This is a genomic window from Kitasatospora sp. NPDC059827, assembly GCF_042731675.1.
Classification (GTDB): Bacteria; Actinomycetota; Actinomycetes; order Streptomycetales; family Streptomycetaceae; genus Kitasatospora.
In genome coordinates this window covers 255672-282042 of sequence record NZ_JBHWIV010000001.1, presented here as the reverse complement: position 1 = coordinate 282042, position 26371 = coordinate 255672, and the positions used below count along the sequence as shown (strand labels likewise).

Here is a 26371-nt window from a genome sequence, read left to right as displayed (position 1 = left end):
GGCGACGGTGGTCCGCACACCGTCGCCCCCGCCGCCCGACCCGGCCGTTCGGCACCCACAGTCCGACCGGGGCCTGCTCGGACGCGCCCCGGGTCGGGCCTGCCCAACTCAGGCCCGACCCGGTTCAGGCCCGAGTCAGTTGACGTTGACCGCGGTCCAGGTGGCCGCGACCGCGTTGTACTCGGCGCTGTTCGCGCCGTACAGGTCCGACGCCGCGCTCAGGGTGGCCGCACGGGCGCCCGCGTAGTCGGTCGTCGAGGTGAAGTACGCGGTCAGCGCCTTGTACCAGATCTGCGCGGCCTTGTCCCGGCCGATGCCGGCGAGCGAGGAGCCGTCCGCCGTCGGGCTGTTGTAGTTGAACCCGTTGATCGTCTTCGCGCCGCTGCCCTCGGACAGCAGGTAGAAGAAGTGGTTGGCCACGCCGGACGAGTAGTGCACGTCCAGGTTGCCGACGTTGGCGTCCCAGTAGTCGGCCGAGGAGCCGTCCTGGCTCGGCTGGTCCATGTAGCGCAGCGGCTTGCCGTCGCCGTTGATGTTGATCAGCTCGCCGATCTGGTAGTTCGGCGGGTTGGCGGGCAGGTTGGCGTACCACTCCACCATGGTGCCCATGATGTCGGAGGTGGCCTCGTTGAGGCCGCCGGACTCGCCCGAGTAGTTCAGGTTGGCGGTCGCCGCGGTGACGCCGTGGCTCATCTCGTGGCCGGCCACGTCGAGTTCGGTGAGCGGGGCGCTGTTGTTGGTGCCGTCGCCGTACGACATGCAGAAGCAGTCGTCGCTCCAGAACGCGTTGACGTAGTTGGAGCCGTAGTGCACCCGGCTGAGGGCGCCGACGCCGTCGTTGCGGATGCCGTTGCGGTTGAAGGTGTTCTTGTAGAAGTCCCAGGTGGTGGCGGCGCCGAACTGGGCGTCCACTGCTGCCGATTCGCGGCTGTTGTTGGTGCCGTCGCCGAAGCTGTTGCTCGGGTTGGCGAACAGCGACCCGCTGCCCGACTCGCTGTTGCTCATGTCCGTGGTGGACTGGCCGCCGCGGCTGGTGTCCTTGAGCTCGAACTGCGAGCCGTTCTGGTTGGTGTTGAGGGAGACCTGGCCGACGAAGATGCCGTTGCCGGTGCCGGCGGCGGTCTCGATCTTCTCGTGGGTGGAGAGGACCTTGCCGTCGGCCGCGTCGGTGACCAGGATCTGGGCGCTCGGGGTGCCGTCGGCGCGCACGCCCTCGACGGTGGTCCGGTAGGCCAGGCGCGGGTTGCCGTCGGTGGCCCAGACGACCAGCTCGGCCTTGCCGACCTGGTGGACGCCGGTGATCGGGGCCTGGTCGGCGTCGATGGTCTGGCCGATGGTGGCCTTGACCGTGCCGGCGGCCTGGTCGGCGGCCTTGTCCGCGGGGATCTTCGGGGTCAGGCTCGGCAGCGCGATCCGGGCGGAGACGGCCTTGTCGACCGACTTCACGCCACCGTCGGACTTCTGGTGGACGACCAGGTCGCCACCGATCACCGGAAGGCCGGCGTAGGTGCGCTCGAAGCGCAGGTGCTTGGTGCCGTCCTGGTCGACGACGGCGTCCTTGGCCACCAGCTTCTCCTGGCCGCCGAGGCCGAGCACCTGGGCGAGCGGGGCGGACTGGCCGTTGGCCACGGCGAGCACGGCCGCGTGCTGGGAGGCGGCCTGCGCCTGCAGCGACGGGGCCGCGGGGGCGGCCTGGGCGGTGGTGGCCACCTGGATGACACCGGTCAGCATGGCCGTGGCCGAGAGCACGGCGACAGCAGCGAGCTTACGCTTCAACGTAAGAGTCCTTCCGGGAAACCGCGTCTGGGCGCGGTCGCACCACGCTCCGGGGGCCGGGGTCGGCACCTGTGGGGCGGAGCGGGCGCTGACGTGCAGGAACCCCGTGCGGTCGAGCGGCTTGCCACCGAGGGGTGGGGGTGGGGGCTACCGCTGGGGGGTGACCAGAAGCATGACAATCCAACAGATGAATTGACAGGTCTGCATCAGTGATTGGCCAGGTCCCGCCAGTTGGTAAAGGGATTCAAAAGGCGGTCAAAACGGGGCAATACGATCGGCCTTGCAGGGGGTTCCGATCCGAACCAGGCCCGACCGCCTGCGCCGACGGCGGATCGGTCACCGACCACCGGTCGAGGTGTCAATACCGATGACCGGCCGATCGACTTTTACATCCTTGTAGAAGTTTCCATACACACCCTTGACGCCCCATTGGCGAGGTCCCGCCATCGAACGCCCTTGCCCGCCGGGGCGACGGCCTGATAGGACCGGCACCCCGGTGACTGGCCGTCTACGCGCCGTACTCCCGTGCGGCCGACAGCAGTTGGCGCAACGAGGGGTTCACCATCGGCTGGCCGGCCACCCGCACCGTCGGCACGGTCTCGTTGCCGTCCGCGACCGAGCGCACATAGGCGGCCGCGTCCGGGTCCTTCCAGATGTTGACCCGGGTGAAGCGGCGGCTGTACCGCAGGCGGGTGAAGAGCAACCCGAACCGCAGCTTCATGCAGTAGGTGCACAAGGGGCGCCAGTAGAGCACCACTTCACCGCTCCCGGTCACCCCGTCCGTCGCCGCGCCGCTCGTTGCACCGATCGCCGCGCCGCTCGTTGCGTCCGTCACTGCAGCCTCCACTCCTGTGCCGTGTTCCCGGGTGTGCACGCGACCATGGTGAGCTCGTTGCCGGGGCCGTTGTCCGTCATGCACGACTGGTTCTGGTAGTCGCCCAGCGTGTACGAGCCCGGGGTGCTGCCGGTGCGGACCGTCCACCGGGTCAGGAAGCTGAAACCGTTGCTCAGCACGACCTTGCCGTCCATGGTCTGAACGAGCTGCGGGCCGCCGTTGTTGCAGGCGTTGAACAGGATCCAGTTGCCCGGGTCGGTGGCGCGCACCCAGCCGTACTGCGAGGCGCCGCCGAGGACGATCGGGTTGTCGCCGTTCAGGTTGTCGCTGCGCATCCCGATCGGGCGGCCGTCCTTGACGCTGACGATGGTGCTCCAGCTGCTGCCGCCGCAGGACGCGGGACGGCCGGCCGCCGGCGGGGCGGGCGGGTTGCCACCCGCCGACGAACCGGCCGAAGCGCCTGAGCCGCCTGAACCTCCCGAGCCGCCTGAACCGCCGCCCTGGGAGGCCGGGTTGCCGGGCTTGGACGGTGGCTGGTCCGCCGTCCCCCCGCCGGCGGGCTGGCCGCCCGAAGCCCCGCCGGCGGCCGCGCCGCCACCGGGGTTCGCGCCGCCGCGCCCCTGGGCGGCGCCGCTTCCGCCGCCGCCCTGGGCCGGTACGGGTACGGGCAGTTGGGTGCCGGGCGGCGCCCCGCCGCCGGTGGCCTGCTGGTCGGCGCTCGGGGCGGCCGACGGGGTGTCGGTCGGCGACGGCGTGACGGGCCCGGAGGTGGCCGCGGCCGGAGTGGTGGTGGCCGGGGCCGCCGGGACCGTCACCACCACGGTGGGCTGGGCGGCGGGCGGCACGGCCGCGTCGGACCGGCCTGGGCCGCGGTCGACCAGCAGCACCGTCGCCGTGCCCATCGAGATCACGATCGGGATGACCACCGGGAGCAGCAGGGTGCGGCGCGAGCGGCGTCGGCCCGGCTCGGTCTCCGCCTGCGGGTCCGTCCGCACGAGCTGCTCCGGACCGGCCGGGGCGGCAGCGGCCCCCGCCGGGACGACGGCGGCGCCGCCGCTCGGAGCACCGGTCGGGGAAGCGGGCGCGGCACCGGCTTCGGGAACCGCCCCAGGTGCGGCCCCGGGTGCGGCCCCGGCCCCGACAGCGGCCGCCGGGGCCGCACCGCCCGCCGGGGCCGTACCGGCGTCCGCGCGCAGGTCGACCGTCCCGCTGTCCGCCGCCTTCCGGGCCGCCCCCGGCAGCCCGATCGCCACCCGGGCCGCCGCCGCCATCCCGGCCGCGCTCTCGAAGCGGTCCTCGGGCTGCTTGGCCAGCGCGGTGGCGATCAGCGCCCGGACCGCCGCCGGGAAGGTCTCCGGCAACTCCGGTACCGGCTGGTTGACGTGCTTGAGCGCCACCTGCAGCGGCCCCTCGCCCTGGTACGGCACCCGCCCGACCAGGAGCTCGTAGCCGACCACGCCGATCGAGTACAGGTCGGAGGCCGGGCCGGTGGTCTCCCCCGAGGCCTGCTCGGGGGACATGTAAGCCGCGGTGCCGATGACCGCGTACGGCGCGGTGAGCTTGGTGCTGGCGACGGCCCGGGCGATGCCGAAGTCGGTGATCACCACCCCGCCGTCCTCGCGCACCATCAGGTTGGAGGGCTTGAGGTCACGGTGCACGATCCCCCGCCGGTGGGCGGCGTGCAGCGCGTCCAGGGCGTCGGCGAGCAGGCGCAGCGCCCGCTCGGCGCTCATCGGACCGTCGTCCTCTAGCACCCGGTCCAACGGCCGGCCCTCGATCAGGTCCATCACGATGTACGCGCAACGGGCGTCGTCGCCGTCCCCGCCGCTCTCCCCGTAGTCGTGCACGCCCACGATGCCGGGGTGGTCGACCGCGGCGACCAGTTGGGCCTCACGGCGGAACCGCTGGAGGCCGGTGCCGTCCTCGAACAGGTCCGCGCGGAGGATCTTCACGGCGACCGGCCGGGCCAGCACCCCGTCCTCGGCCCGCCAGACCGACCCCATCCCCCCGCCGCCGACCTTCTCGACCAGCGTGTACCGCCCGCCGAGCACGGTGCCCGCGCTACTCATCTCCCCTGCCCCCAGGTGTCATGACCCTCCCCGCCGGGTCGTCGGCACACAGTGTGCCAGAGCGTGCCGCGGGCCCAGCAGCCGCTGTGAGGAGGGGGATTGCCCCGGGAAGTCAGGCCTTCCGGGCGATTCGGACCTGCCGGGACACGGCCCGGACGGCCTCGGCGACCACCCCCGGCCGGTCCTGGTGGACGGCGTGCCCGGCCCCGGGCACCACCAGGTGGACGCCGAGGGCGGCACCGGCCGTGATCCGCGCCTGCGCGGCGGTGAACCGGGCCCGCAGCCCGCGGGGCAGCCCCAGCGTCGCGCTCAGCACGGTGACCGGCACCTCGGGTGACGGCCCGGCGGCCCGGAGACGGCGCAACTGCCCGGTCGCCCGGTTCGACAGCCGGTTCTCGGCCCGGACGGCCCGCCGCTGGTGGGGGTGGGCGAGGACGGCTGCCTCGGCCCGGGCCGCCGCGTCGCCCGGGCCCGGCGTATCCCCCGGCACCGCCGGCCGGCGTCCAGGTGCCGGACCAGCGCGGCCAGGTCCGCGACCTGCGCGGCCAGGGTCGGGGCCGGGGCGCGGTCGGGTTCGCTGGCGCCGAGCCCGGCCCGGTCGTACGCCACGACCCTGGCCCAGCCGACGAGTTCGGGCAGCAGCGGGGCCCAGGTGAGCGAGCTGGTGCCCATCCCGGCGACCAGGACGACCAGCACGACCGGCACACCGTCACCCGGCCCGGAGCCCGACCCCGGACCGTCGTCCGACCTGTCGCCTGGCTCCGGCACCGCGCCGAACCCCGCCTCCGGCCAGCGCAATGCCCGTCCGCCACGGTCGAGTTCACCCCGCCGCACACCGCCGGGCAGGTGCGCGGCCAGTGCCTCGGCGATGGCCTGCTGAACTCCGGTCAGGGCCGGTGCCCGGCCGGCCCGCACAGCCCACCTGCTGGCTGCCACTTCCGCTCCCCCGGTCGGCCGTCACGACGGAGCCACTCTACGTCGCTCCGTCCACGACCGGCCTGGGGCGCCGGGGCGCCTGGGGTGCCGGGGCGGCGAACCGGGTTGCTACGCCGGCAGGTTGCGCTTCAACAGGTCGAACAATGCCGACCAGTGCCGGGCGTCACCGCCCGCGTGGTACCGGGTGGTGTCGGCCTGGGTGTAGCCGTGCCCGGCACCCTCGTACACCTCCGCCTGGTGGCGGACCCCGGCGGCGGTGAGGGCCTCGTCGAGGCGGGCGATCTGCTCGGGCGGCATCGACTCGTCCTGGTCGGCGTGGCCGAAGTACAGCTCCGCGGTGATGCGTTCGGCGCGCAGGTGCGGGCTGCCCGGGCGGTCGGTCGCCAGGTGGCCGCCGTGGAAGCCGCCGACGGCGGCGATCCGGTCCGGGTGGCTGACGGCGGCGCTCAGGGCCAGGTAGGCGCCGAGGCAGTAGCCGGTGACGCCGATCGGACCGTCCTGGACCAGCGGGGACTCCTCGAACCAGGCCAGGAAGGCGCCCGCGTCGCGCGCGGCCGTCTCCGGGTCCCTGGCGGCGAAGAGCAGCGGGCCGAGCTCGGCGAAGATCTCGTCGCACTGCTCGATGTCGATCATCTCGGGCAGTTCCACCAGCGGTGCGCGGCCGCTGCGGTAGTACAGGTTGGGGACGAGGACGGTGTACCCGGCCTCGGCGATCCGGTCGGCCATGGCCTTCAGGTGGGGCCGGAGCCCGAAGGCGTCCTGGTAGAGCAGCACGCCGGGGTGGGGCAGGCCGTCACCGGGGTGGGTGAGATAGGCGTCGGCGGCGCCGTCTGCTGCCGGAATGTCCACGAGGGTTCCGCGCACAGTCATGGGTGAGAGCTCTCCTTAGGGTCGCGGGCAGCGTAACCGCTGCGGGCCCGGAACCGGGAACGCTTATGCCGGGACGACGCGTTGGGCCTGGCATGGGGCTGATCGTGGGAGTGGCGTGCGTGGCCTTGGCCGCGGTCGGGCTGGTGGTGCTGGCGAGTTGGCAGGTGTGGTCCGAGTCCTCGCCGCGCCGTCGTGAGCGCACGCTAGGGGCCGGCGGCGGTGGCGGTGGCGGTGGCGTGCTGGGTGAGATGCACGCGCTGTTCAGTCCGGGCAAGCGGATCCAGGTCGAGCAGCGCCGGGAGCAGACCTCCCGCCGGGACGACACCCTGGCCGGAGCCCCGCCGCACTTCGGGGTCGACCTGGACCGTGGCGAGGCGGTGCTGCGCCGGCCGTACGGCGACGACAGCGCCAACGGCACCAGCAGCAGCGGCACCGGCACCGGCACCGGCACCGAGCGTTAGGGCAGACGCGGGCCAGGCAGGGGCGGGGCGCGTTCCGTGGACCGTCCGTCAGAACCGGCGGATCCGTTCCTCGTCCGTGGTGCGCGGGCAGGTCAGGCAGGCGAGCGCCTCGGGCCCGACGGCGTAGTAGAGGCAGCAGCCGAGCCGGGTGCGGGTGTGGTGGTCCCGGCCGTCCGGGGTGCGCAGCCGGCGGAAGTCGGCGGCTCCGGGCAGCGGCAGGGTGCCGCCGGGCAGCAGGGCCGCGGCGGCGACGACGGCGGCGTCCTCCCCGGCCGTGACACCCTCGGCCGTAGCACCCCCAGCCGTGGTACCCCCAGCCGCAGTACCCCCGGCCGCGTCGTCCTGCGCGTCGAGCATCCGGCCGAGGTACCAGACGGCGGAGGCGAGGTCGTCGGTCACCATGCCCCAGAGCGCGCGGTCGCGGCGCCGGGTCGGTCCGGCGAACGCGGCGAGCACCGGTTCGAGGTGGGCCACCACGGCGGCCCGTAGCTCGGCGCGCAGTTCGTCGTCGCCGGGGAGGGTGACGTGCCCGCGCGGGCGCAGGGCGAGGTCGCCGGTCGGGGCGTGCAGCCAGAGGTCGGCGGGGTCGACGGCGGGGACGCGCCGGGCGAGGTGCCAGGGACCGGCGACGAGCAGACAGACGGACCAGGCGTAGTGGTGGAGCAGCCGGGAGGCGGTGACGTGCGGGCGGGGCGCGCGGCCGTGTTCGGCGGCGATCCGCTCCTCCGCCCCGGCCAGGACGACGGCCAGGGCCCGTTCGTCGGTGGCGAGTCGGGCGCCCGAGTACCAGCCGTCGGCGGCCGAGGGGTCGGGTTCGGCGGGGTCGAGCAGGTGCAGCCGGAGCGCGGGGCAGAGGTCGCGCAGCCGCCGGTAGTCGCCGGTGAGGGCGGCCAGGTCGGCCAGGTCAGTCCGGTCGGCCAGGCCGCTCAGGTCCGTCGACCGGTCCCCGGGGCGAACGGGCCGGGAGTCGACCGGCGGGGAGCAGGCGGGTGCGACGGGCAGGGGTGTTCCGGGGACCATCCGCACTCCCGAGTTCGACTCCGAGTGATCGTTAAGGTGAGGCTCACCTTACAATGCCTCAAAGGGTGCACCGACCACCGAGCCGCGCAGCTCGGTGTGACGTACGACCATCGGTACGATCTTGACGAATTTAGGCAAACCTAACCTAAGATGTCGACTCGTGCTGAGAACCGACCCACCCGCCACCACAGCCCCGGCGACGCCCCGTCCCGCGGCGGCGCTCCAGCGGCCGCTGCTGCTGGTCGCCGGTGTGGCCGCACTCGTGCTGTGCGCCGCCCTGAGCCTCGCGCTGGGCTCCCGCGCCATCCCGCTGTCCACCGTCGTCGACGCCCTCACCGGCGCCGCCCACGGCGGGGACGCCGACGTGGTGACGGGCCTTCGGGTCCCGCGCACGCTCATCGGGCTGGCCGTCGGAGCCGCGCTCGGCGTCGCCGGGGCGGTCGCCCAGGGCGTCACCCGCAACCCGCTGGCCTCCCCGGTCACCCTCGGCATCAACGCCGGCGCGAGCCTCGCCGTGGTCGCCGCGATCTACGCGCTGGACCTCTCCAGCCCCTCCCAGTACGTCTGGTTCGCCTTCGCCGGGGCGGCCGTCGCCGCCGTATCCGCCTACGGCATGTCCCGGCGCGGCGGGGACCTCGACCCGATCCGGCTCGCGCTCGGCGGCACCGTGCTCACCGTGGTGCTCACCTCCTGGACCTCCGCACTGATGCTGGCCAGTCATCGCACCCTGGACGAGGCCCGGTTCTGGCTGGCCGGCTCGATCGCCGGACGCCACCTGGACACCCTCACCCCGGTGCTGCCGTTCCTGGCGCTCGGCCTGGTGGCCGCCTTCGCGATCTCCCCCGCGCTCAACGCGCTGGCCCTGGGCGACGAGACCGCCCAGGCGCTGGGCGTGCCGGTGGCCCGGATCCGGGTGGTCGGCGGACTGGCCGTCGTCCTACTTGCGGGCAGTGCGGTCGCCGTCTCCGGACCGGTGGCGTTCATCGGACTGGCCGCTCCGCACCTGGTCCGCGCCCTGTTCGGCAACGACCACCGCTGGCTGCTGCCCGGCTGCCTGATCACCGGCCCGCTGCTGCTGCTCGCCGCCGACGTGCTCGGCCGACTCGTGGTGCAGCCCTCCGAGATCGAGGTCGGCATCGTCACCGCCTTCCTCGGCGCGCCGCTGCTCGCGGTGCTGGCCCGGAAGGTGGCCAAGTGAACGGCCGGAACCAGCGAACCGTCAAGAGGTGCACCGTGCGTGGCGTGAGCGGGACGACCGCCGGCCGGAACGGGGTGGGCGCATGAGCGCGCTCGCCGTCCCGATGGGCGCGATCGCGCGCCGCCGGGCCCGTACCGCCGCCTGGTCGCTGCTGGCCGTCGCCCTGCTGGTGGTGCTCACCGGCATCGCGCTCGGCACCGGCCAGGTGAACATCTCCGCCTGGGACGCGCTGCGCGCCCTGTTCGGCCAGGGCCGGTCCGGCGACGTGCTGGTGGTGCAGCAGTTCCGGGCGCCGCGCGTGGTGTCCGCGCTGATCGCGGGGGCCGGGCTGGCGATGGCCGGCTCGATGCTGCAGCGGCTGTTCCGCAACCCGCTGGCCGCCCCCGACACGATCGGCATCACCGGCGGCGCCTCCTTCGGCGCGGTGCTGATGCTCGCCACCGGCGCCTCGCAGCAGCTGATCCCGCTGGCCGCGGTCGGCGGCGGGCTGCTCGCCGCGCTGCTGCTCGGTGGCCTGGCCTGGCGCTCCAGGATGGCCGTGACCCGTCTGGTGCTGGTCGGCCTGGCGGTCCAGCAGGGCCTGGCCGCCGCCGTGAACCTGATGATCGTACGGTTCCCGGCCGAACTGGCCTCCTCCGCCATGCAGTGGACCACCGGCTCGCTGTACGGGCGCAACTGGACCGAGGTATGGATCGGCGGCACCGCCATCGCCCTCACCGCCGGAGCCCTCGTGCTCTGCCAGCGGCGGGTCGCCGTCCTCGACCTCGGCGACGACTCGGCCGGCGGCCTCGGCCTCGACCCCGCCCGGGACCGGCTCTGGCTGCTGCTGCTCACCATCACCCTCGCCTCGCTGGCCGCCGCCCTCACCGGACCGGTCGCCTTCGTCGCCCTCGCCGTCCCCCACCTGGTCCGACTGCTCGCCGGGCCGCCCACCCCCGGCACCCTCGGCCTCACCGCGCTCACCGGCGCCGTGCTGCTGCTCGCGGCCGACCTCCTCGTGCTGCACGTGATCCCCGTCCACGGCCTGCCGGTCGGTGCCGTCACCGCCACCCTCGGCGCGCCCTGGCTCCTGGTGCTGATGATCCGCCAGGGCCGGCTTCCCCAGAGGAGCAGCTGATGACCTCCCTCCCGGCCCCCTCGACCGCCAACCGGCTCGCCGCCCACGGCCTCGGACTGCGCTACGGCGACCGGACCATCGTCGACGGCCTCGACCTCGAACTCCCCGGCGGCGCCGTCACCGCGATCGTCGGACCGAACGCCTGCGGCAAGTCGACCCTGCTGCGCGGCCTCGTCCGGCTGCTCGACCCGGCCGCCGGCACGGTCACCCTCGACGGCGCCGACATCCACCGGATGCCCGCCCGCACCCTCGCCAAGCGGATGGGCCTGCTGCCGCAGCAGCCCGTCACGCCGGAGGCGGTCACCGTCGAGGCGCTGGTCCGGCTCGGACGCTACCCGCACCAGCGGATGCTCAGCCCGTGGTCCAAGGCCGACCAGGCCGCGGTCGAGGAGGCGCTGGAGCGCACCGGGACCGCCGAGCTGCGCGACCGGCAGGTCGACCGGCTCTCCGGGGGGCAGCGCCAGCGGGTCTGGATCGCGCTCGCGCTCGCCCAGGAGACCGACCTGCTGCTGCTCGACGAGCCGACCACCTTCCTCGACCTGCGGCACCAGCTCGACGTGCTCGACCTGGTCGCCGACCTGCACACCGAGGCCGGACGCACCGTCGTCATGGTGCTGCACGACCTCGGGCAGGCCGCGCGGTACGCCGACCACCTGGTGGTGCTCAAGGACGGGCGGCTCGCCGCGGCCGGTCCGCCCACCGAGGTCCTGACGGCCGAACTGGTCGAGGCCGTCTTCGGCGTGCCGTGCCGGGTGGTGCCCGACCCGGAGACCGGCACTCCGCTGGTCGTGCCGCGGGCCCGGGTGCGCGCTGCCGCCGCGTCCGCCGCCGTCTGACCCCCTCCTCCCCCGTACCCGTTCTTCCGTCCCCCCTTCTCTTCCGTCTCCCCGTTCGACCCGATCCAAGGAACTCCGATGAACCGCCGACTCCCCGTCGCCGTCCTCGCCGTCACGCTGTCCGCCACGCTCCTCGCCGCCTGCGGCAGCAACGGGGACGGCGCCAAGTCCGGCGGTGACTCCGGCGCCTCCGCCGCCGCCTCGGCCGGCACCGCCGCCGGCTTCCCGCGCTCCGTCAAGCACGCCGCCGGGACCGCCCAGATCAAGTCCCAGCCCAAGCGCGTCGTGGTGCTGGACAGCGGTGAGCTGGACGACGTCACGCTGCTCGGCATCACGCCGGTCGGCGCGGTGTCCCCGCACATGAAGACCGAGGGCGGGTTCCCGAACTACCTCAAGGACAAGATCAAGGACACCAAGGACGTCGGCCCGATGAACGAGCCGAACCTGGAGCTGATCGCCTCCCTCAAGCCCGATCTGATCCTCTCCTCCAAGGTCCGGCACGCCAAGGTGTACGACCAGCTGAACGCGATCGCGCCGACCGTGTTGGCCGAGACCACCGGCTTCCCGTGGAAGGAGAACCTGGCGCTGTACGCCCAGGCCCTCGGCAAGGAGGACGAGGCGAAGAAGGCGCTGGCCGACTACGAGGAGCGAGCGCACAAGCTGGGCGAGGCGATCAAGGCCAAGTACAACGGGACGATGCCGACCGCCTCGGTGGTCCGCTTCGTGGCCGGCCCGACCCGCCTGTACGCGAAGGCCTCCTACAGCGGCGTGGTACTCAAGGACGTCGGCCTGACCCGCCCGGCCCCGCAGGACGTGGACAAGAACATCATCGAGGTCAGCGCCGAGCAGGTCAGCCAGGCCGATGCCGACCTGGTGTTCGTCACCACTGCTGACGACCCGTCCAAGACCAAGGAGAGCGAGGTCCAGCAGACCCCGGTCTGGCAGGGCCTGAACGCCGTCAAGAACAACAAGGTCTTCACCGTGCCGGACGAGACCTGGATGTCCGGCATCGGCGTCCAGGCCGCGGACGCGATGCTCGTCGACATCGCCAAGGCGGCGGGCGTGGACGCGCCCAAGTAGTCGTCGCGCCACCACGAACAGCTGACGGCGAACAGATTTCAGAATTCAACTTTCAGAGTTCATCTTTCAGGCGACAGATAACAGATAACAGATTTCGAACTCTGTCATCTGTTCGCCGTCCTTCGTACGCCACCACGCCCCGAGGACCATCCCCATGCGGCTCTACCTGCTCGCCCTCAACCCCACCGACTCGGTCACCCGCGGCTTCCTGCCCGCCGCCGCCCGGCTCGGGCTCGACGTCACCGTCCTCACCGACCACGTCGAGGCCCACCAACGCGCTTACGCCAGAGCGGAGTTCGCCTGCGAGGTCGTGGAGTGTGACGTCCAGGACTTCCGCGAGGTCATCGGCCTGATATCCCAGCACCACACCCCGGCCGCGGTGTTCAGCAACAGCGACCACCTGCAGACCCAGACCGCCCTGGTCGCCGAGTACTTCGGCCTGGCCGGCAAGGACTGGAAGGCCGCCCTGCGGGCCAAGAACAAGGGCGAGCTGCGCCGCCACCTCGCCGAGCGCGGCCTGGACGCGGTGGAGTCCGCCGAGCTGGCGCCCGGGCAGGACCCGAGCGGCCTCACGCCCTCGTTCCCGTGCATCGTCAAGCCGCGCGAGGGCGTCGCCAGCGAGGACGTCACCCTGGTCGCCGACGCCGCCGAACTCGCCCTGCGGGTCAAGGAGATCCAGCAGCGCCGCCCCGGCGCCACCCTGGTGGTCGAAGAATTCCTGGCCGGTGAGCTGTGCACCCTGGAGACCCTGGGCGACGGCCGGACCAGGCGCGTCCTCGGCGGCTTCCGCACCCGGCTCTCCCCGCCGCCGGACTTCATCGAGGAGGTGCTGACCTTCACCCCGGCGCACCCCCGCCCGGTGGTCGAGCAGGTGCTCGCCCAGCTCGACGCTCTCGGGGTCGGACTCGGCGCCTGCCACACCGAGTTCGTCCTCCAGCCGGACGGCCGCGCCCGCATCATCGAGGTCAACTACCGCGCCATCGGCGACCAGTGCGACCTGATGCTCGCCGAGATCCTCGGGATCCCCTACTTCGAGCTGGTGCTGCGCGCCCACCTCGGCGAGGAGCTGCCCGCCGACCTGGGCGCCCGCGGCGACCGGCGGGCCCGCCACGAGCGGGTCTGCGCCGAGCAGCCCGGCACCCTGACCGCCGCCCCCGAGCCGCACTTCGAGCGACGGGCCGACGGGGTCACGCTGTCCTACCTGCCGGTGCGCGAGCTCGGCGCCCGGCACGAGCTCTACCGCACCAACCGCGACTACCTGGGCATCGTCTGGGCGGTCGGCCCGGACCAGGACGCGGTGGACGGCGCGGTCGCGGAGTTCATCGCCGCCAACCGCTGGGAGATCACCTCATGAACCCGGCCGATCATCCCGTCCCCACCGAGACGGCCCCCGCCGAGCCGATCCCCACCGCTTCGATCCCCACCGAAACGGCCCCCGCCGCTTCGACCCCGGCCGGGCAGCTCACCCTGCGGGTGCTGTCCGCCCTGCTGCGTGAGGACGTGCTCGGCCTGCGCACCCGGGGCGCCCTGGAGCAGCGCCCTGACGGCCTCTGGCTGAGCGACGGCTCGCTCGCCCTGCCGGTCGCCCCCGACGGCTTCCAGGCCGACCACGCCGCCCGGCTGCCGGAGCTGGAGGTCGACGGTGCCCGGCTCAGCGAACTGACCGCCGTCCTGGCCCTGCTGGCGGAGCGCGCCGATCCGCTGGACCGCCCCGGCCACCTGGCCTTCGCCGAGGAGTGCCGGCAGACCCTCGCCACCATGGAGTTGCACGACCGGGTGCGGCCCGAGGTGCACGCCGAACTCGCCGAGCGCTACGGCAAGGACGTGGCGGACTGGGCCGGCCCGCGCGCCGCGCTCGGCTTCGAGGCCCTCGCCGCCTTCCTGGACCACCCGGTCTACCCGACCGCGCGCGGCCGCTCCGGCCTGAGCGAGGCCCAACTGCGCTCCTACGCACCGGAGTTCCACCCGAGCTTCGAGCTGCGCTGGCTCGCCGTCCCGGCCGGTCGGCTGACCGTGCACGGCGGCGGTCCGCTGCCCGCTTGGTGGCCGAGCGCCGAACAGCTCGGCGTGCCGGGCGAGTTCGCCACCGTTCCGGTCCATCCGCTCACCGCGGACGAGGACTTCACCCGGATCGTGCCGGGCGCGGTGCTCGCCCCCGAGCCGTACCTCGAAGTGCTCCCCACGCTGTCCATGCGCACCGTCGCCGTGGCCGCCGACCCGTCCTGCCACCTCAAACTGCCGCTCGCCACCGCCACCCTGGGCCTGCGCAACCGCCGCACCATCAAGCCGGTCACCCTGGTCAACGGCGCGGTCGGACAGCGCCTGGTGGAGGCCGTGGCCGCCCACGAACCGCGCTTCGCCGGGCGGATCCTGCACGCCGACGAACAGCACTACGCCCACGCCGAGGACGAGCTGCTGGCCGTCCTGCTGCGCCGCTACCCGGAGGGCCTGGACGACGCCGTCAGCGTCCCGCTGGCCGCCCTGCTCGCCGAGGCGCCCGACGGCCGGCTGGTGATCGACCACCTGGCCGACCGCTTCCACCACGGCTCCGTCCCCGCGCTGTACGAGGAGTTGCTGCGGCTGCTGGTCGACTGGCAGACCACCCTGTTCGGTCACGGCATCGCCCTGGAGTCGCACCAGCAGAACACCTCGCTGGTCCTCGACGGCACCGGCCTGCGGCTGCTCTACAAGGACAACGACGGCCCCCGGGTCAACACCACCCGGGCGGTCCGCTCCCCGGTCCGCGAACTGGCGTCCCTGGTGGCCGAGTTCCGCGATCCGCGAATCCTCGGCGAGCAGGACCGCGCACTCACCGACCTGTTCACCACCATCACCGGCCACCTGTGCACCGCCTCGCTCGCCTTCGGCCTGGCCGCGCACGGCCGGGTGCCGCTGGCGCGGAGCCTGGAGCTGCTGCGCACCGTCCTCGGCGAGGCGGTCGACCGGCTGGGACCGGCCGGGCAACCGCTGCGCACCGACCTGCTGGACGCCGAACGGCTGCCGGTCAAGGCCATGGTGAGCGCCGGGACGCTGCTCAGCAAGGAGCGCAGCGGCGCCGCGGACATCAACAAGCACTACACCGACGGCCCCAACTACCTGCTGCCCGGGGACCGTTCGTGACGACCGTCGAACCCCTGTCGCGGCCGACCGAGGCCGCGGGGCTGGACCGGCGCCAGGTGCACGCGGTGGCGGCCTGCTACTTCGTCGCCTCCTTCGCCGCCCTCGGCCTGCCGCCGTACCTCACCGAGATCCTCCCCACCCTCGGGGACCACAGCGGCCACTGGGCCGGTCTGCTGTACGTCGTGCCGACCGTCTTCACCGCCCTCGGCGCACCGCTGTGGGGCCGGCTGGCCGACCGCTTCGGCCAGAAGCGGCTGCTGTTGCGCGCCCAACTCGGCCTCGCCGTCTCCTTCCTGCTCGCCGGAGCCGCCGGCAGCCTGCCGGCGTTCACCGCAGCGCTGGTACTCCAGGGCCTCCTCGGCGGCACCTTCTCCGCCACCAACGGCTACCTCGCCGCGGCCCTGGACGGCTCCCGGCTGTCCAAGGCGCTGACCCTGATGCAGGGCAGTGCCCGGGCCGCCCTGGTGGCGGCGCCGATCCTGGTCGGCGCACTGTCGCCGTGGATCGACCCGCACCGGCAGTACCTGGTGATGGCGGTGCTGCCGCTGACCGCCGCAGCGCTGCTCAACTCCCTGCCGGAGCCGGTCCGTCCGACCGTCGCCCCGGCGGGCCGCGCCGCCGCCGCAGCCACCGCGGCCGGCCCGGCCGCCCCGCCGGGCTCCCTCCGGCTGCTCTACACCTTCGAGTTCGCCTTCGTCTTCGCCACCATCATCTCCTTCCCGTACCTGATCACCCTGGTCCAGCAGCGGCTGCCGGGGGCCGGCGGTACCGTCGCGGGCCTGCTGTTCGCGCTGCCGCACCTGGTCTACCTGGTCGGTGCCGGCCGGGTGCACGCCGCCGTCGAGGCGCGCCCGCGCAGCGGACTGGCCCTGGGCTTCGCCCTGGTGGCCGTCGGACTGGCCGGCCACGCCCCGGCCCACTCACTGCTCACCTTCGCCCTCACCCGGGCCGTGCTGGGACTCGGCATGACCATCGGCCTGGTCTGCCTCGCCGTCCTCGCCGCCGAAGCCGCCCGCGGCCGCGCGCCGGGCCGGATGTTCGGCACCCGCGAAACCGTCTCCAAGTGCGGTGCCGTCGCCGCCGGACTGGCCGCCGCGCTCGCCAACGGCAGCGGCGGACCGGCCGCCCCGGTCGTCACCGGCACCGTCGCCGCACTGGCCGCCGCCCTGCTCGCCCTCCTGACCCGTAGGAGTCCCCGATGACCGCCCGGCCCACCACCCTCCCTGCCACCCTCCCCGCCGCGCCGTCGACCACGCCGTCGGCCACGGACCCCGCCGAACTGCCCGGCGCGGACGCGGCGGTGGCGCACACCCTGCTCAACTGCCTGCTGCGCGAGGTGTCCGCCCCCGAGCACCAGACCGCCGTCGACGACGGGCACCTGCTGCTGCGGCTGCCCCGCCGCGGCACCCTGCTGCGGGTCGCCCTGCGCCGCACCTCGCTGCTCGGGGCGCACCGGTTCACCGGCCCCGTGCACGAGGAAACCCCCGACGGCTGGCGCGAGTTGGGCTGGCGCGAGCTCGCCGGGTACGCCCAGGATGAGCTGGAACTGCGCACCGGCACGGTGAACGAGGAGTTCCTCGACCAGGTGGCCTCCAGCCACCAGGGCGTCGGCGCGGGCCTGGCCGACCGCCCGGCCGCCGGGGCGGACCGCTACCTGGAGTCCGAGCAGGCCCTGCTGTTCGGCCACCGCTTCCACCCGGCGCCCAAGTCCCGCTCCGCCTCCCGGGGCGACTGGCGCCACTACGCGCCCGAGTCCCGCGCGACCTTCCCGCTGCGCCACCTGGCCGTCCGCGCCGAGCTGCTGGCCGAGGAGTCCCTGGACCGGGAGGCGAGCGCCGTCCTGGACGGCCTCGGCGAGGTGCCGGACGGCTACCGGCTGCTGCCCGCCCACCCCTGGCAGTACCAACTCATCGGCGACCACCCGCTGTTGCGCGCGGCCCTGGCCCGCGGCGACGTCCTGGACCTCGGACCGCGCGGCGAGCACTTCGCCGCCACCGCCTCGGTGCGCACCCTGTACGGCGCGGACGCCTTCCTCAAGTTCAGCCTCAACGTCCGCATCACCAACTGCCTGCGCAAGAACGCCGCCTACGAACTCACCGGCGCCGTCCGGCTCACCCGTCTGCTGGACCCGGTGCTGACCGACCTGGCCGGGCGCTTCCCGGACGCGGCGATGCTGCGCGAACCCGCCTTCCGCACCCTCGCCCTCCCCGGCGTCGACGGCCATCCCGACCGGGCCCTGTTCGAGGGCTTCGGCCTGATCCTGCGCGAGGGCTTCGGCGGCCTGCTGCGGCCCGGCGTCACCCCGCTGCTCGCCGGCGCCGTAGCCGACGAGCACCCGACCAGCTCGGCCCACATCTCCCGTCTGCTGGAGGGGAGTTCGGGCGGGGCGGCCGCCCTCGACTGGTGGCGCGACTACCTGCGACTGCTCCTCCCGCCGGTACTGGCGGCCTACTTCGACCACGGCGTGGTGCTGGAGCCGCACCTGCAGAACGTGCTCATCGGCGTGGACGCGGCCGGCCGGCCGGCCCAGGTGCTCTTCCGCGACCTGGAGGGCACCAAGCTCGTCCCCGAGCAGAACGCCGAACTGCTCGCCGCGCTGCCGCCCGAGGTGGCCGGCCCGATGACGTACGACGCCGAACGCGGCTGGGACCGGGTGGTCTACTGCCTGCTGGTCAACCACGTCGCCGAACTGCTCGCCGCCCTCGCCGACCGCCACCCCGAGTTGGAGGGCGCGCTCTGGCAGGCCGTCCGGGACGCCCTGGAGGAGTACGCGGCCGCCCACGGCCGCCCGCCGCGGCTGCGGGCACTGCTGGCCGGTGTCCCGCTGCCCGCCAAGGCCAACCTGCTCACCCGCTGGGAGCGCAAGGCCGACCGGGAGGCCGGGTACGTCCGGCTGCCCTCCCCGCTGGCCGGCTCGGTGCTCGCCGAGGCCGCCCGCATGACCGCCCACCTTCCGACCGGGAGCGCCGTCCGATGAGCCACACCCCGACCACCGGCGCCCCGGTGAGCGACGCCGTCCACCGCCACGTCGCCTCCCTCGCGCCCGACCAACTGCCCGCCTACGTCTACGACCTGGCCGCACTGCGGGAGCACGCCGCCGCCGTCCGGGCCGCACTGCCCGAGCGGGTCGAGCTGTACTACGCCGCCAAGGCCAACCCGGACGCGCCGCTGCTGACCGCGCTGCGCGACGCCGTCGACGGCTACGAGGTCTCCAGCGGCGGGGAGTTGGCGCACGTACGGGCCGCCGTCCCGGACGCGCCGCTGGCCTTCGGCGGGCCGGGCAAGACCCCCGCCGAGATCCTCGCGGCGGTGGACGCCGGAGTGCACCGCTGGCACGTCGAGAGCGAGCAGGAACTGCACCGGCTCGCCGCCGTCCTGGCGGAGCGCCCGGCGGCGGTCGTGGACGTCCTGCTGCGGGTGAACCTGCCGGTGGTCACCGACGCCCTGGACGCGGTGCCGCTGGCGATGGGTGGACGGCCGACCCCGTTCGGGCTCGACCCCGACCAGGCCGAGGAGTGCGCCCGGCTGCTCACCGACGGCGGCCCGCTCGGGCGCCGGCTGCGGCTGCGCGGGGTGCACGCCCACCTGGCCAGCGGGCTGGCGGCGGACGAGCAGCTGGCGGTCGCCGAGCAGATCGTCACCTGGTCGGCCGAACTCGCCGAGCGGCACGGCTTCCCGCTCGCCGAGGTCAACGTCGGCGGCGGGATGGCGGTGGACTACGACGACCCGGCACGGCGCTTCGACTGGACGGCCTTCGGCGAGGGCCTGGCCAAGGTGCTCGACGCCCACCCCGGGCTGACCCTGCGGATCGAGCCCGGGCGGGCGCTGACCGCCTACTGCGGCTGGTACGCGACCGAGGTGCTGGACGTGAAGCGCAGCCACGGCGAGGACTTCGCGGTGGTCCGCGGCGGTACCCACCACCTGCGCACCCCGGCCACCCGCGGGCACTCCCAGCCCTTCACGGTGCTCCCGGTGGACGCCTGGCCGCATCCCTGGCCGCGCCCCGCCGTCACCACCGGCCGGGCCACCCTGGCCGGGCAGCTGTGCACCCCGAAGGACGTCCTGGCCTGGGCGGCGGACGGCGCGGCGGGCCTGCGGACGGCGGACCGGGTGCTGTTCGCGATGGCGGGCGCGTACGGGTGGAACATCTCGCACCACGAGTTCCTGATGCACCCGCGGCCCGGGTTCCACTACCTGGGCGACTGACCGGCGGACAATCAACGGATAACAGATGACAGATTTCGAAATCTGTCATCTGTTATCCGTCATCTGTTCCCTGTTCTCCGTCCGCCGTCACCCGCCGGCCGACACCCGCTCCACCCACTCGTGGGAGAGTGGTAACCGGCGAAGGGAGCGCGAACGTGCTGATGGACAAGGTGGCGGAGATACTCGCCGAGGCGTCGGCCGAGGCGGTGGAGCCGCGCTTCCGGGCGCTGACCGCCGGCGAGGTGATGGAGAAGGCGCCCGGCGAGGTCGTGACCGTCGCCGACCGCGAGGCCGAGGCGATCATCGCCCGCCGCCTGCACGAACTGCTGCCCGTCCCGGTGGTCGGCGAGGAGGCGGTGTCCGCCGACCCCGCGCTCGCCCTGGCCATCCACGACGAGCCCGCCGTCTGGCTGGTCGACCCGGTGGACGGCACCGCCAACTTCGTCGCGGGCCGCCCCGACTACGCCGTGATGTGCTCCCTGGTCCGCAGCGGCCTGACCGTCGCCTCGTGGATCTGGCAGCCCGCCACCGCGACCGCCTACCGGGCCGAACTGGGCTCCGGCGCCTGGCGGGACGGCGAACGCCTCACCCGCCGCCCGGCGCCCGCCGACGCCGGGAAGCTGACCGGCATCCTGAAGAGCCGCTTCCTCGACCCGGCCGACCGGCACCGCCTGGAGTCCCACTGCGCGGCCTTCGGCGAGATCTCCCCCGGCCGCAGCGCCGCCGGGATGGAGTACCCCGACGTCGTCGAGGGCCGGACCGACTTCATCTTCTACTGGCGGACCCTCCCCTGGGACCACGCCCCGGGTTCGCTGCTGCTCTCCGAGGCCGGCGGCGTCTCGGCCCGGATGGACGGCTCCCCGTACCGCCCCGAGGCCCCCGGCTGCGAGGACGGCCTGCTGGTCGCCGCCGACCCCGACACCTGGGAACTCACCCGCGGCATCCTCCTGAACGGCTGACCGCACCGGACCCCCCGCCCGCCGGACCCCCTGTCCGCCCCGGGCCAGCCCGGCTCACCCCGGCCCGGCCGCCCGCCGACTCACCCGCCCGCGCCGACGACGGCGACGGCACCGCTACCCCGCCCGCTCCCCGGCGACCTTGCGCCCCGCGCCGACCACCTCCCGCAGCAGCGCCCCCACCTCACCCGCCGTGGTGTGGGGGTTGAGCAGCGTGAGTTTCAGCCGCACCCGCCCGGGCCCGTCCCCCGGCAGTTCGGTCCGCCCGACCACCGCCCGTCCGGTGCGCAGCAGCAGCCGGCGCAGTTGCCCGTTCAGCTCGTCCACGGCGGCCTCGTCCGTCATCCCGGGCGGCCGGTAGCGGAAGAGCAGCGCGGTGAGGACGGGCTCGGCGTGCAGTTCGAGCGAGGGTTCGGCCCGGACGGCGTCCGCGGCCGCCAACGCCAGGTCGTGGCAGGCGTCCACGAGCCGGCCGAGGCCTTCCCGGCCGAGGGTGCGCAGCGTGACGGCGAGCTTGAAGGCGTCGGCCCGCCGGGTGGTGCGCAGCGAGCGGCCGAGCAGGCTGGGGTAGCCGGCCTGCTCGTCGTCCACGGGGTTGAGGTACTCGGCGCGCCGGGCCAGCGAGACGTACGTCTCGGCCCGGCGGACCAGGAAGACCCCGGCGGCCGCGGGCTGCCAGCCGAGCTTGTGCCAGTCCAGGGAGACCGAGTCGGCGCGGGCGATGCCGTCGAGCAGCGGGGCGAGCCGGTCGGAGAGCAGCGCGCCGCCGCCGTACGCGGCGTCGACGTGCAGCCAGGCGCCGTAGCGGCCGGCCAGGTCGGCGGCGGCGTGCAGCGGGTCGATGGCGCCGGTGTCGGTGGTGCCGGCGGTGGCGACGACGGCGATCGGGGTGCGTCCGGCCCAGCTGGCCTCGGCCAGGGCGCGTTCCAACTCCTCGGGGGGCATGCGCAGTCGGCGGTCGACGGGGACGGCGAGGACGGAGCGTTCGCCGAGTCCGAGCAGGGCGGCCGCGCGCTGGACGGAGAAGTGGGCGGCCTCGGAGGCGAGGATGCAGGGCCGGGCGCCGGCCGGGATGCCGTCCAGCTCGACGATGCCGTCGAGCTTCTGGTCCCGTGCCAGCATCAGGCCCATCAGGTTGGACTCGGTGCCGCCGGAGGTGAGCACCCCGGCCGCGCGGCGCGGGTCGTAGCCGACCAGGGTGGCGAGTTCGGCGAGCAGGGCGGTTTCCAGGGCGGTCGCGGCCGGGGCCTGGTCCCAGGAGTCCTGGGAGGGGTTGAGCACGCTGACCGCGAGGTCGGCGGCGGCCGCGACGGCGAGCGGCGGGCAGTGCAGGTGGGCGGCGCAGGCCGGGTCGGCGGGGTCGGCGGCGCCATAGGCGAGCAGTTCGGTGAGCCGGGCGAGCGCGCCGCGTCCGCGGGCGCCGGCGAGGCCGTCCGCGACCAGGGCGGCGATCTCGGCCGGACTGCCGGCGGGCAGTGGCCCGGAGCGCAGCGCGGTGCCGGCGTCGAGGGCGTCGAGGACGGTGGCCAGCAGCGGGCCGAGGGCGCCGGGCCCGGCCGCGCCGCCCGCGAGGGCGTCCGGATCGCCGCCCTCGCCGGGCAGTTCGGGCGGTACCGCCCCGGAGTCGGCGGCGGTCACGCCCCACCCCGCGCCGTCGAACCCGAAGCCTGAACCGAACCCGAACCCGAACCCGAAGCCGTGGCCTGGGCCGTGGCCCGGGCCTGAGCCGTGGCCGGAGTCTGGACCTGGGCCGCCGAGGCCGCCGCGATCGCCTCCGCCAGCCGCTCCAGCACGGCCGCGACCTGCTCGTCGGTGATGGTCAGCGGCGGCAGCAGCCGCAGCACCGCGTCGTGCCGCCCGCCGAGTTCGACGATCAGCCCGCGTGCCAGGCAGGCCTCGCGGACCCGTACGGCGAGCGCCGGATCGGCCGGGCGGGCGCCGCAGGCGTCGGGGTCGGCGCCGGGGTCGACCAGTTCGACCCCGATCATCAGCCCGCGCCCGCGCACGTCGCCGATCGCGGGCAGTTCGGCGGCGAGTTCGCGCAGCCGGGTGGTGATCCGCTCGCCCGCCACGGCGGCCCGTTCGGCCAGTCCGTGCGCGGCGACGTACCGCAGGGTGGCGGCGCCGGCGGCCATCGCGAGGGTGTTGCCGCGGAAGGTGCCGGTGTGGGCGCCGGGACGCCAGCCGTCGTAGTCCTCGCGGTAGACGACCACGGCGAGCGGCAGGCTGCCGCCGATGGCCTTGGAGAGCACCATCGCGTCCGGGACGATGCCGCTGTGCTCGACGGCCCACATCGCGCCGGTGCGTCCGACGCCGGTCTGCACCTCGTCCACGATCAGGGGGATGCCGCGCTCGGCGGTGATCCGGCGCATCTCGCGCAGCCAGCCGTCGGGGGCGGGCACGACCCCGCCCTCGCCCTGGACGGCCTCCAGGACCATCGCGGCGGGCGGCACCACACCGCCGGAGGGGTCGTCGAGCAGCCGCTCGACGTAGGTGGCACCGAGTTCGGCGCCCGCCTCGCCGCCGACCCCGAACGGGCAGCGGTAGCCGTACGGGTAGGGCAGCCGGACGACCTCGCCGCCGCCGGGCAGCGGTTCCTTGACGGCGACGTTGCCGGTGAGCGCGAGGGCGCCGGCCGTCATGCCGTGGTAGGCACCGGTGAAGGCGAGGGCGCCGGAGCGCCCGGTGGCGGTCTGCATCAGCTTGAGGGCGGCTTCGACGGCGTCCGTCCCGGCCGGTCCGCAGAAGTGCACCCGGGCGCGGGAGGCGAACTCGGGGGGCAGGCTCTCGAACAGCGCGCTGGTGAAGTCGTCCTTCTCGGCGGTGGCCAGGTCGAGCAGGTGGAGTGGGGCGCCGCTGTCGAGGGTGCGGCGGATCGCCTCCAGCACCACCGGGTGGTTGTGTCCGAGGGCGAGCGTCCCGGCGCCGGAGAGGCAGTCCAGGTAGCGGCGGCCGTCGGCGCCTTCGACGGTCATGCCGTGGGCCCGGACCGGGACGATCGGGAAGGACCGGGCGTACGTCCGGGCGGCGGACTCGCGGACGCGCTGGCGGCGCAGGATGGCTTCGCCGGCGGGCGGGGCCGCGGCGGCGGTGGCCCCGGAGGCGGCCTGGGCGGGTACGGCGGCGAGCGACAAGGCGAACCCCCAGAAGAAGTTAGGTAAGCCTAACTTTATCGCCCGTGACCTGCCGGAATGCCGCGGGGGCACCCAGAACCACCCGAGTGAGTGAACCTCCCCCGACAGCGCCCGCGGCGCCCCCGCCCGGCCCAACGAACGAGGGCACCGAAAGGTCACGGGCGGCAGCGCCCCGTCAGCGCCCGCCATCAACGCCCCGCCGTCACCGCCCCCATCAACGCCCCGCCGTCACCGCCCCCATCAACGCCCCGCCGTCACCGCCCCTTCCAGCGGTAGCAGAGCTCCGGCCGCCCCACGCTCCCGTACTGCGGCTCGCGCACCGCCCGCCCGGTGTCCACCAGGTGCTCCAGGTACCGCCGCGCGGTGATCCGGGACACCCCGGCAGCGGTACCGGCGGCCGCCGCCGACAGACCGGTCGAGGCCTCCCGCAGCACCGAGGCCACGGTGTCCAGGGTCGGCGCGCTCAGCCCCTTCGGCAGCGAGTTGCGCTCGGGCGTGCGGAGCAGGGCGAACGCCTGGTCGACCTCGTCCTGTCCGGTCGCCTCGCCGGTGCGCCCGAGGCTGTCCCGGTAACGGGCGTAGCGCTCCAGCCGGTCGTGCAGCGCCGCCGCGCTGAACGGTTTCAGCAGGTACTGCACGACCCCGGCCGAGACCGCCTGGCGCACCATGGCGAGGTCACGGGCCGAGGTGACCGCGATGACGTCGGTGGCGTGCCCAGCCGCGCGCAGGGTGCGGCACAGCTGGAGGCCGTGGCCGTCCGGCAGGTATAGGTCGAGCAGGGTGAGGTCGACGGGCGTCCCGGCGGCACGGGCCCGCTCCAGGAAGCGCAGCGCGTCGGCGCAGCTGTGCACGGTGCCGACGGCGCGGAAGCCGGGCTCGCGCTCGACGTACAGGGTGTGCGCGGCGGCGGCCACCGGGTCGTCCTCCACGACCAGGACGGAGATCCCGCTCGGGGCGGCACCGCTCACGCCGGAGCCGTCCACACCTCCGCCGCTCACGCTGGCACCCCGCCCTGCTCCAGCTCCCGCGCCCGGCCGCCGGTCAGCGGCAGCCGTACGGTGAGCACCGCGCCGCGCTCGCGCCCGACCTCGACGGTGCCGCCGTTGCGCCGGGCGGCCTGGGCGACCAGCGCCAGACCCAGGCCGTGCCCGTGGCCGTCCTGCTTGGTGCTCCAGCCGCGCCGGAACACGTCCTCGACGGCGGCCGGGTCGATGCCCGCGCCGGTGTCGGCGACCCGCAGCAGCAGACAGGCGCCTCCTCCCCCGCCGTCAACCCCACCCCCGTCAACCCCACCCCCATCGCCCCCACCGCCGTCGATCCGCGCGGTGACGGTGACCTCCGGCGCGCCCGGGCTCTGCGCGGCCCCGGCGATAGCGGCGTCCACCGCGTTGTCGATCAGGTTGCCGAGGACGGTGATCAGGTCCCGTGCGGAGAGCCCGGGCGGGAGCACCCCGTCGTCGATCCGGCTGTCCTCGGTGAGGGTCAACTCCACTCCCCGTTCGGCCGCCTGGGCCGCCTTGCCGAGCAGCAGCGCGGCCAGCACCGGCTCGCCGACCGCGGCGACCACCCGGTCGGTGAGCTGCTGGGCGAGGGCGAGTTCGGCGGTCGCGAACTCCACCGCCTGCTCGTGGCGGCCGAGTTCGATCAGCGAGACGACGGCGTGCAGCCGGTTGGCGGCCTCGTGCGCCTGCGCCCCGAGCGCCTCGGTGAAGCCGCGTACGGAGTCCAACTCTCCGCTGAGCGACTGCAGTTCGGTGTGGTCGCGGAGGGTCACCACCCGGCCGAGACCGGTGCCGATGGTGGAGGTGTTGAGCACCACGACCCGCTCGGCGGTCAGGTGCACCTCGTCCCGGACCGGCTCCTCGCCGAGCACGGCGGCCACCAGGGCCTCCGGCAGCCCCAGCTCCGCCACCGGGCGCCCGTCCAACTCGCCTTCCAGTCCGAGCAGTTCACGAGCGGCATCGTTGCACAGCACCACCCGGTGGGCCCGGTCGAGCAGGATCAGCCCCTCCCGCACCGAACGCAGGGTCGCCTGGTGGTACTCGTAGAGATGGCTGAGCTCGTCCGGCCGCATGCCGTGAGTGTGCCGCCGCAGCCGGGAGTTGGCGAGGTAGGTGCCCGCCCCTCCGAGCGCCAGCGCGGCCACCGCGACCCCGACCAGGGCGAGCAGCGGTCCGCTCAGCTGCGCGGAGATCGACTCCAGCGTCAGCCCCACGCTGACCAGCGCGATCACCCGGTGCTGGTCGTCCCACACCGGGGTGACCACCCGGACGGAGGGGCCGAGCGTGCCGGTGTAGGTCTCGCTGCGAGTCTGCCCGGCCAGCGCCCAGTCGATGTGCCCGAGGTAGCGCTTGCCGATCTGCTCGGGCAGCGGGTGGGTCCAGCGCACCCCGTAGGTGTCCATGACGGTGATGAAGGAGACCCCGACGTCCTGGCGCACCTGCTCGACGTACGGCTGGAGCACCGCGGTCGGGTCCGGCCCGGCGACGGCGGAGCGGACGGACGGGGAGTCGGCGACGGCGTGGGCCACCGAGGTGACCTCACGGCGGGCCGCGTCCTCGGTGCGTTCGGCGGTGAACAGGTACGCCAGCACCGCGCCGCCCGCCACCACGGCGGCGACGATGACCACCTGGACGACGAAGAGCTGCCCGGCCAGGCTGCGGACCAGCCGGCGCGGCAGCGGGAGCCAGCGGCGACGCGAGCGGGTGGGGGCGGTGCTCACGGACATGCCTGCCAGTGTGCACCACGGCCCCGCAC

At 74.4% G+C, this 26371-nt stretch carries 22 protein-coding genes; 11 read left to right on the top strand and 11 right to left on the bottom strand.

Going from position 1 to position 26371, the window contains the following annotated elements; translation table 11 throughout:
• Positions 1-135 precede the first annotated feature (135 nt).
• The 6 genes from ACFV8H_RS01210 to ACFV8H_RS01185 all read right to left on the bottom strand — a co-directional run bounded on the left by ACFV8H_RS01210 (position 136) and on the right by ACFV8H_RS01185 (position 6486).
• Positions 136-1731, bottom strand: coding sequence for a M4 family metallopeptidase (locus ACFV8H_RS01210; protein ID WP_380395987.1), 1596 nt, complete (start codon positions 1729-1731; stop codon positions 136-138).
• Between the two features lie 553 nt (positions 1732-2284).
• On the bottom strand, positions 2285-2611 hold the full coding sequence (locus ACFV8H_RS01205) for a glutaredoxin domain-containing protein (protein WP_380395968.1): 327 nt from the start codon (positions 2609-2611) through the stop codon (positions 2285-2287).
• Positions 2608-4680, bottom strand: coding sequence for a serine/threonine-protein kinase (locus ACFV8H_RS01200; protein ID WP_380395967.1), 2073 nt, complete (start codon positions 4678-4680; stop codon positions 2608-2610). Before ACFV8H_RS01200 ends, ACFV8H_RS01205 begins: the two co-directional genes overlap by 4 nt.
• 112 nt (positions 4681-4792) lie before the next feature.
• The gene (locus ACFV8H_RS01195; protein WP_380395966.1) at positions 4793-4996 is read right to left on the bottom strand and encodes a hypothetical protein; all 204 of its coding nucleotides are present in this window, start codon (positions 4994-4996) and stop codon (positions 4793-4795) included.
• Entirely contained in the window at positions 4990-5616 is a 627-nt protein-coding gene (locus tag ACFV8H_RS01190) for an alpha/beta fold hydrolase (RefSeq protein ID WP_380395965.1), read from the bottom strand. The genes ACFV8H_RS01195 and ACFV8H_RS01190 overlap by 7 nt, the downstream gene beginning before the upstream one ends.
• A gap of 108 nt (positions 5617-5724) precedes the next feature.
• Positions 5725-6486 (bottom strand): dienelactone hydrolase family protein, encoded by a 762-nt coding sequence (locus tag ACFV8H_RS01185; RefSeq protein WP_380395964.1) that lies wholly within the window; start codon positions 6484-6486, stop codon positions 5725-5727.
• Between the two features lie 119 nt (positions 6487-6605).
• Here ACFV8H_RS01185 and ACFV8H_RS01180 point away from each other — a divergent pair, with 119 nt between their 5' ends.
• Complete coding sequence (locus tag ACFV8H_RS01180; protein ID WP_380395963.1) at positions 6606-6947, top strand: DUF6191 domain-containing protein; 342 nt, start codon at positions 6606-6608, stop codon at positions 6945-6947.
• Between the two features lie 48 nt (positions 6948-6995).
• Here ACFV8H_RS01180 and ACFV8H_RS01175 read toward each other — a convergent pair whose 3' ends face one another.
• Entirely contained in the window at positions 6996-7967 is a 972-nt protein-coding gene (locus ACFV8H_RS01175; RefSeq protein ID WP_380395962.1) for an iron-sulfur protein, read from the bottom strand.
• Between the two features lie 232 nt (positions 7968-8199).
• Between ACFV8H_RS01175 and ACFV8H_RS01170 the strand changes: the two genes are divergently transcribed.
• From ACFV8H_RS01170 to ACFV8H_RS01125, 10 genes are all read left to right on the top strand, one after another.
• A complete protein-coding gene (locus ACFV8H_RS01170) occupies positions 8200-9165 on the top strand; it encodes a FecCD family ABC transporter permease (protein ID WP_380395986.1) in 966 nt (321 codons plus the stop codon).
• 82 nt (positions 9166-9247) lie between these two features.
• Positions 9248-10282 carry a FecCD family ABC transporter permease gene (locus tag ACFV8H_RS01165; protein WP_380395961.1) on the top strand — a complete coding sequence of 345 codons (1035 nt, stop codon included), beginning with the start codon at positions 9248-9250 and terminating at the stop codon, positions 10280-10282.
• Entirely contained in the window at positions 10282-11118 is an 837-nt protein-coding gene (locus ACFV8H_RS01160) for an ABC transporter ATP-binding protein (protein WP_380395960.1), read from the top strand. The genes ACFV8H_RS01165 and ACFV8H_RS01160 overlap by 1 nt, the downstream gene beginning before the upstream one ends.
• 78 nt (positions 11119-11196) lie before the next feature.
• On the top strand, positions 11197-12198 hold the full coding sequence (locus ACFV8H_RS01155; RefSeq protein ID WP_380395959.1) for an ABC transporter substrate-binding protein: 1002 nt from the start codon (positions 11197-11199) through the stop codon (positions 12196-12198).
• A gap of 154 nt (positions 12199-12352) precedes the next feature.
• Complete coding sequence (locus ACFV8H_RS01150; RefSeq protein ID WP_380395958.1) at positions 12353-13552, top strand: acetyl-CoA carboxylase biotin carboxylase subunit family protein; 1200 nt, start codon at positions 12353-12355, stop codon at positions 13550-13552.
• Complete coding sequence (locus ACFV8H_RS01145) at positions 13549-15318, top strand: IucA/IucC family protein (protein WP_380395957.1); 1770 nt, start codon at positions 13549-13551, stop codon at positions 15316-15318. Before ACFV8H_RS01150 ends, ACFV8H_RS01145 begins: the two co-directional genes overlap by 4 nt.
• The gene (locus tag ACFV8H_RS01140) at positions 15315-16520 is read left to right on the top strand and encodes an MFS transporter (RefSeq protein WP_380395956.1); all 1206 of its coding nucleotides are present in this window, start codon (positions 15315-15317) and stop codon (positions 16518-16520) included. Before ACFV8H_RS01145 ends, ACFV8H_RS01140 begins: the two co-directional genes overlap by 4 nt.
• The gene (locus tag ACFV8H_RS01135) at positions 16517-18295 is read left to right on the top strand and encodes an IucA/IucC family protein (protein WP_380395955.1); all 1779 of its coding nucleotides are present in this window, start codon (positions 16517-16519) and stop codon (positions 18293-18295) included. The genes ACFV8H_RS01140 and ACFV8H_RS01135 overlap by 4 nt, the downstream gene beginning before the upstream one ends.
• Positions 18292-19524, top strand: coding sequence for a type III PLP-dependent enzyme (locus ACFV8H_RS01130; protein WP_380395954.1), 1233 nt, complete (start codon positions 18292-18294; stop codon positions 19522-19524). The genes ACFV8H_RS01135 and ACFV8H_RS01130 overlap by 4 nt, the downstream gene beginning before the upstream one ends.
• 161 nt (positions 19525-19685) lie before the next feature.
• Positions 19686-20483 (top strand): inositol monophosphatase family protein, encoded by a 798-nt coding sequence (locus tag ACFV8H_RS01125; RefSeq protein WP_380395985.1) that lies wholly within the window; start codon positions 19686-19688, stop codon positions 20481-20483.
• 114 nt (positions 20484-20597) lie between these two features.
• Here the strand turns inward: ACFV8H_RS01125 and ACFV8H_RS01120 are convergent, their stop codons facing one another.
• The 4 genes from ACFV8H_RS01120 to ACFV8H_RS01105 all read right to left on the bottom strand — a co-directional run bounded on the left by ACFV8H_RS01120 (position 20598) and on the right by ACFV8H_RS01105 (position 26342).
• On the bottom strand, positions 20598-22082 hold the full coding sequence (locus ACFV8H_RS01120) for a pyridoxal phosphate-dependent decarboxylase family protein (RefSeq protein ID WP_380395984.1): 1485 nt from the start codon (positions 22080-22082) through the stop codon (positions 20598-20600).
• Positions 22083-22114: 32 nt separating this feature from the next.
• On the bottom strand, positions 22115-23803 hold the full coding sequence (locus tag ACFV8H_RS01115; protein ID WP_380395953.1) for a diaminobutyrate--2-oxoglutarate transaminase: 1689 nt from the start codon (positions 23801-23803) through the stop codon (positions 22115-22117).
• 65 nt (positions 23804-23868) lie between these two features.
• Entirely contained in the window at positions 23869-24612 is a 744-nt protein-coding gene (locus ACFV8H_RS01110) for a response regulator (RefSeq protein WP_375890561.1), read from the bottom strand.
• Entirely contained in the window at positions 24609-26342 is a 1734-nt protein-coding gene (locus ACFV8H_RS01105; RefSeq protein WP_380395952.1) for an ATP-binding protein, read from the bottom strand. Before ACFV8H_RS01105 ends, ACFV8H_RS01110 begins: the two co-directional genes overlap by 4 nt.
• Positions 26343-26371: the final 29 nt, after the last annotated feature.

Bases quoted from the DNA above. Each gene is read 5' to 3' on its own strand.
- ACFV8H_RS01115 (WP_380395953.1), bottom strand. From the start codon at position 23,803: ATGGCGGGCGCTGACGGGGCGCTGCCGCCCGTGACCTTTCGGTGCCCT.
- ACFV8H_RS01200 (WP_380395967.1), bottom strand. From the start codon at position 4,680: ATGAGTAGCGCGGGCACCGTGCTCGGCGGGCGGTACACGCTGGTCGAG.
- ACFV8H_RS01210 (WP_380395987.1), bottom strand. From the start codon at position 1,731: ATGCTGACCGGTGTCATCCAGGTGGCCACCACCGCCCAGGCCGCCCCC.
- ACFV8H_RS01165 (WP_380395961.1), top strand. From the start codon at position 9,248: ATGAGCGCGCTCGCCGTCCCGATGGGCGCGATCGCGCGCCGCCGGGCC.
- ACFV8H_RS01105 (WP_380395952.1), bottom strand. From the start codon at position 26,342: ATGTCCGTGAGCACCGCCCCCACCCGCTCGCGTCGCCGCTGGCTCCCG.
- ACFV8H_RS01185 (WP_380395964.1), bottom strand. From the start codon at position 6,486: ATGACTGTGCGCGGAACCCTCGTGGACATTCCGGCAGCAGACGGCGCC.
- ACFV8H_RS01175 (WP_380395962.1), bottom strand. From the start codon at position 7,967: ATGGTCCCCGGAACACCCCTGCCCGTCGCACCCGCCTGCTCCCCGCCG.
- ACFV8H_RS01145 (WP_380395957.1), top strand. From the start codon at position 13,549: ATGAACCCGGCCGATCATCCCGTCCCCACCGAGACGGCCCCCGCCGAG.
- ACFV8H_RS01130 (WP_380395954.1), top strand. From the start codon at position 18,292: ATGAGCCACACCCCGACCACCGGCGCCCCGGTGAGCGACGCCGTCCAC.
- ACFV8H_RS01150 (WP_380395958.1), top strand. From the start codon at position 12,353: ATGCGGCTCTACCTGCTCGCCCTCAACCCCACCGACTCGGTCACCCGC.
- ACFV8H_RS01155 (WP_380395959.1), top strand. From the start codon at position 11,197: ATGAACCGCCGACTCCCCGTCGCCGTCCTCGCCGTCACGCTGTCCGCC.
- ACFV8H_RS01135 (WP_380395955.1), top strand. From the start codon at position 16,517: ATGACCGCCCGGCCCACCACCCTCCCTGCCACCCTCCCCGCCGCGCCG.
- ACFV8H_RS01160 (WP_380395960.1), top strand. From the start codon at position 10,282: ATGACCTCCCTCCCGGCCCCCTCGACCGCCAACCGGCTCGCCGCCCAC.
- ACFV8H_RS01125 (WP_380395985.1), top strand. From the start codon at position 19,686: ATGGACAAGGTGGCGGAGATACTCGCCGAGGCGTCGGCCGAGGCGGTG.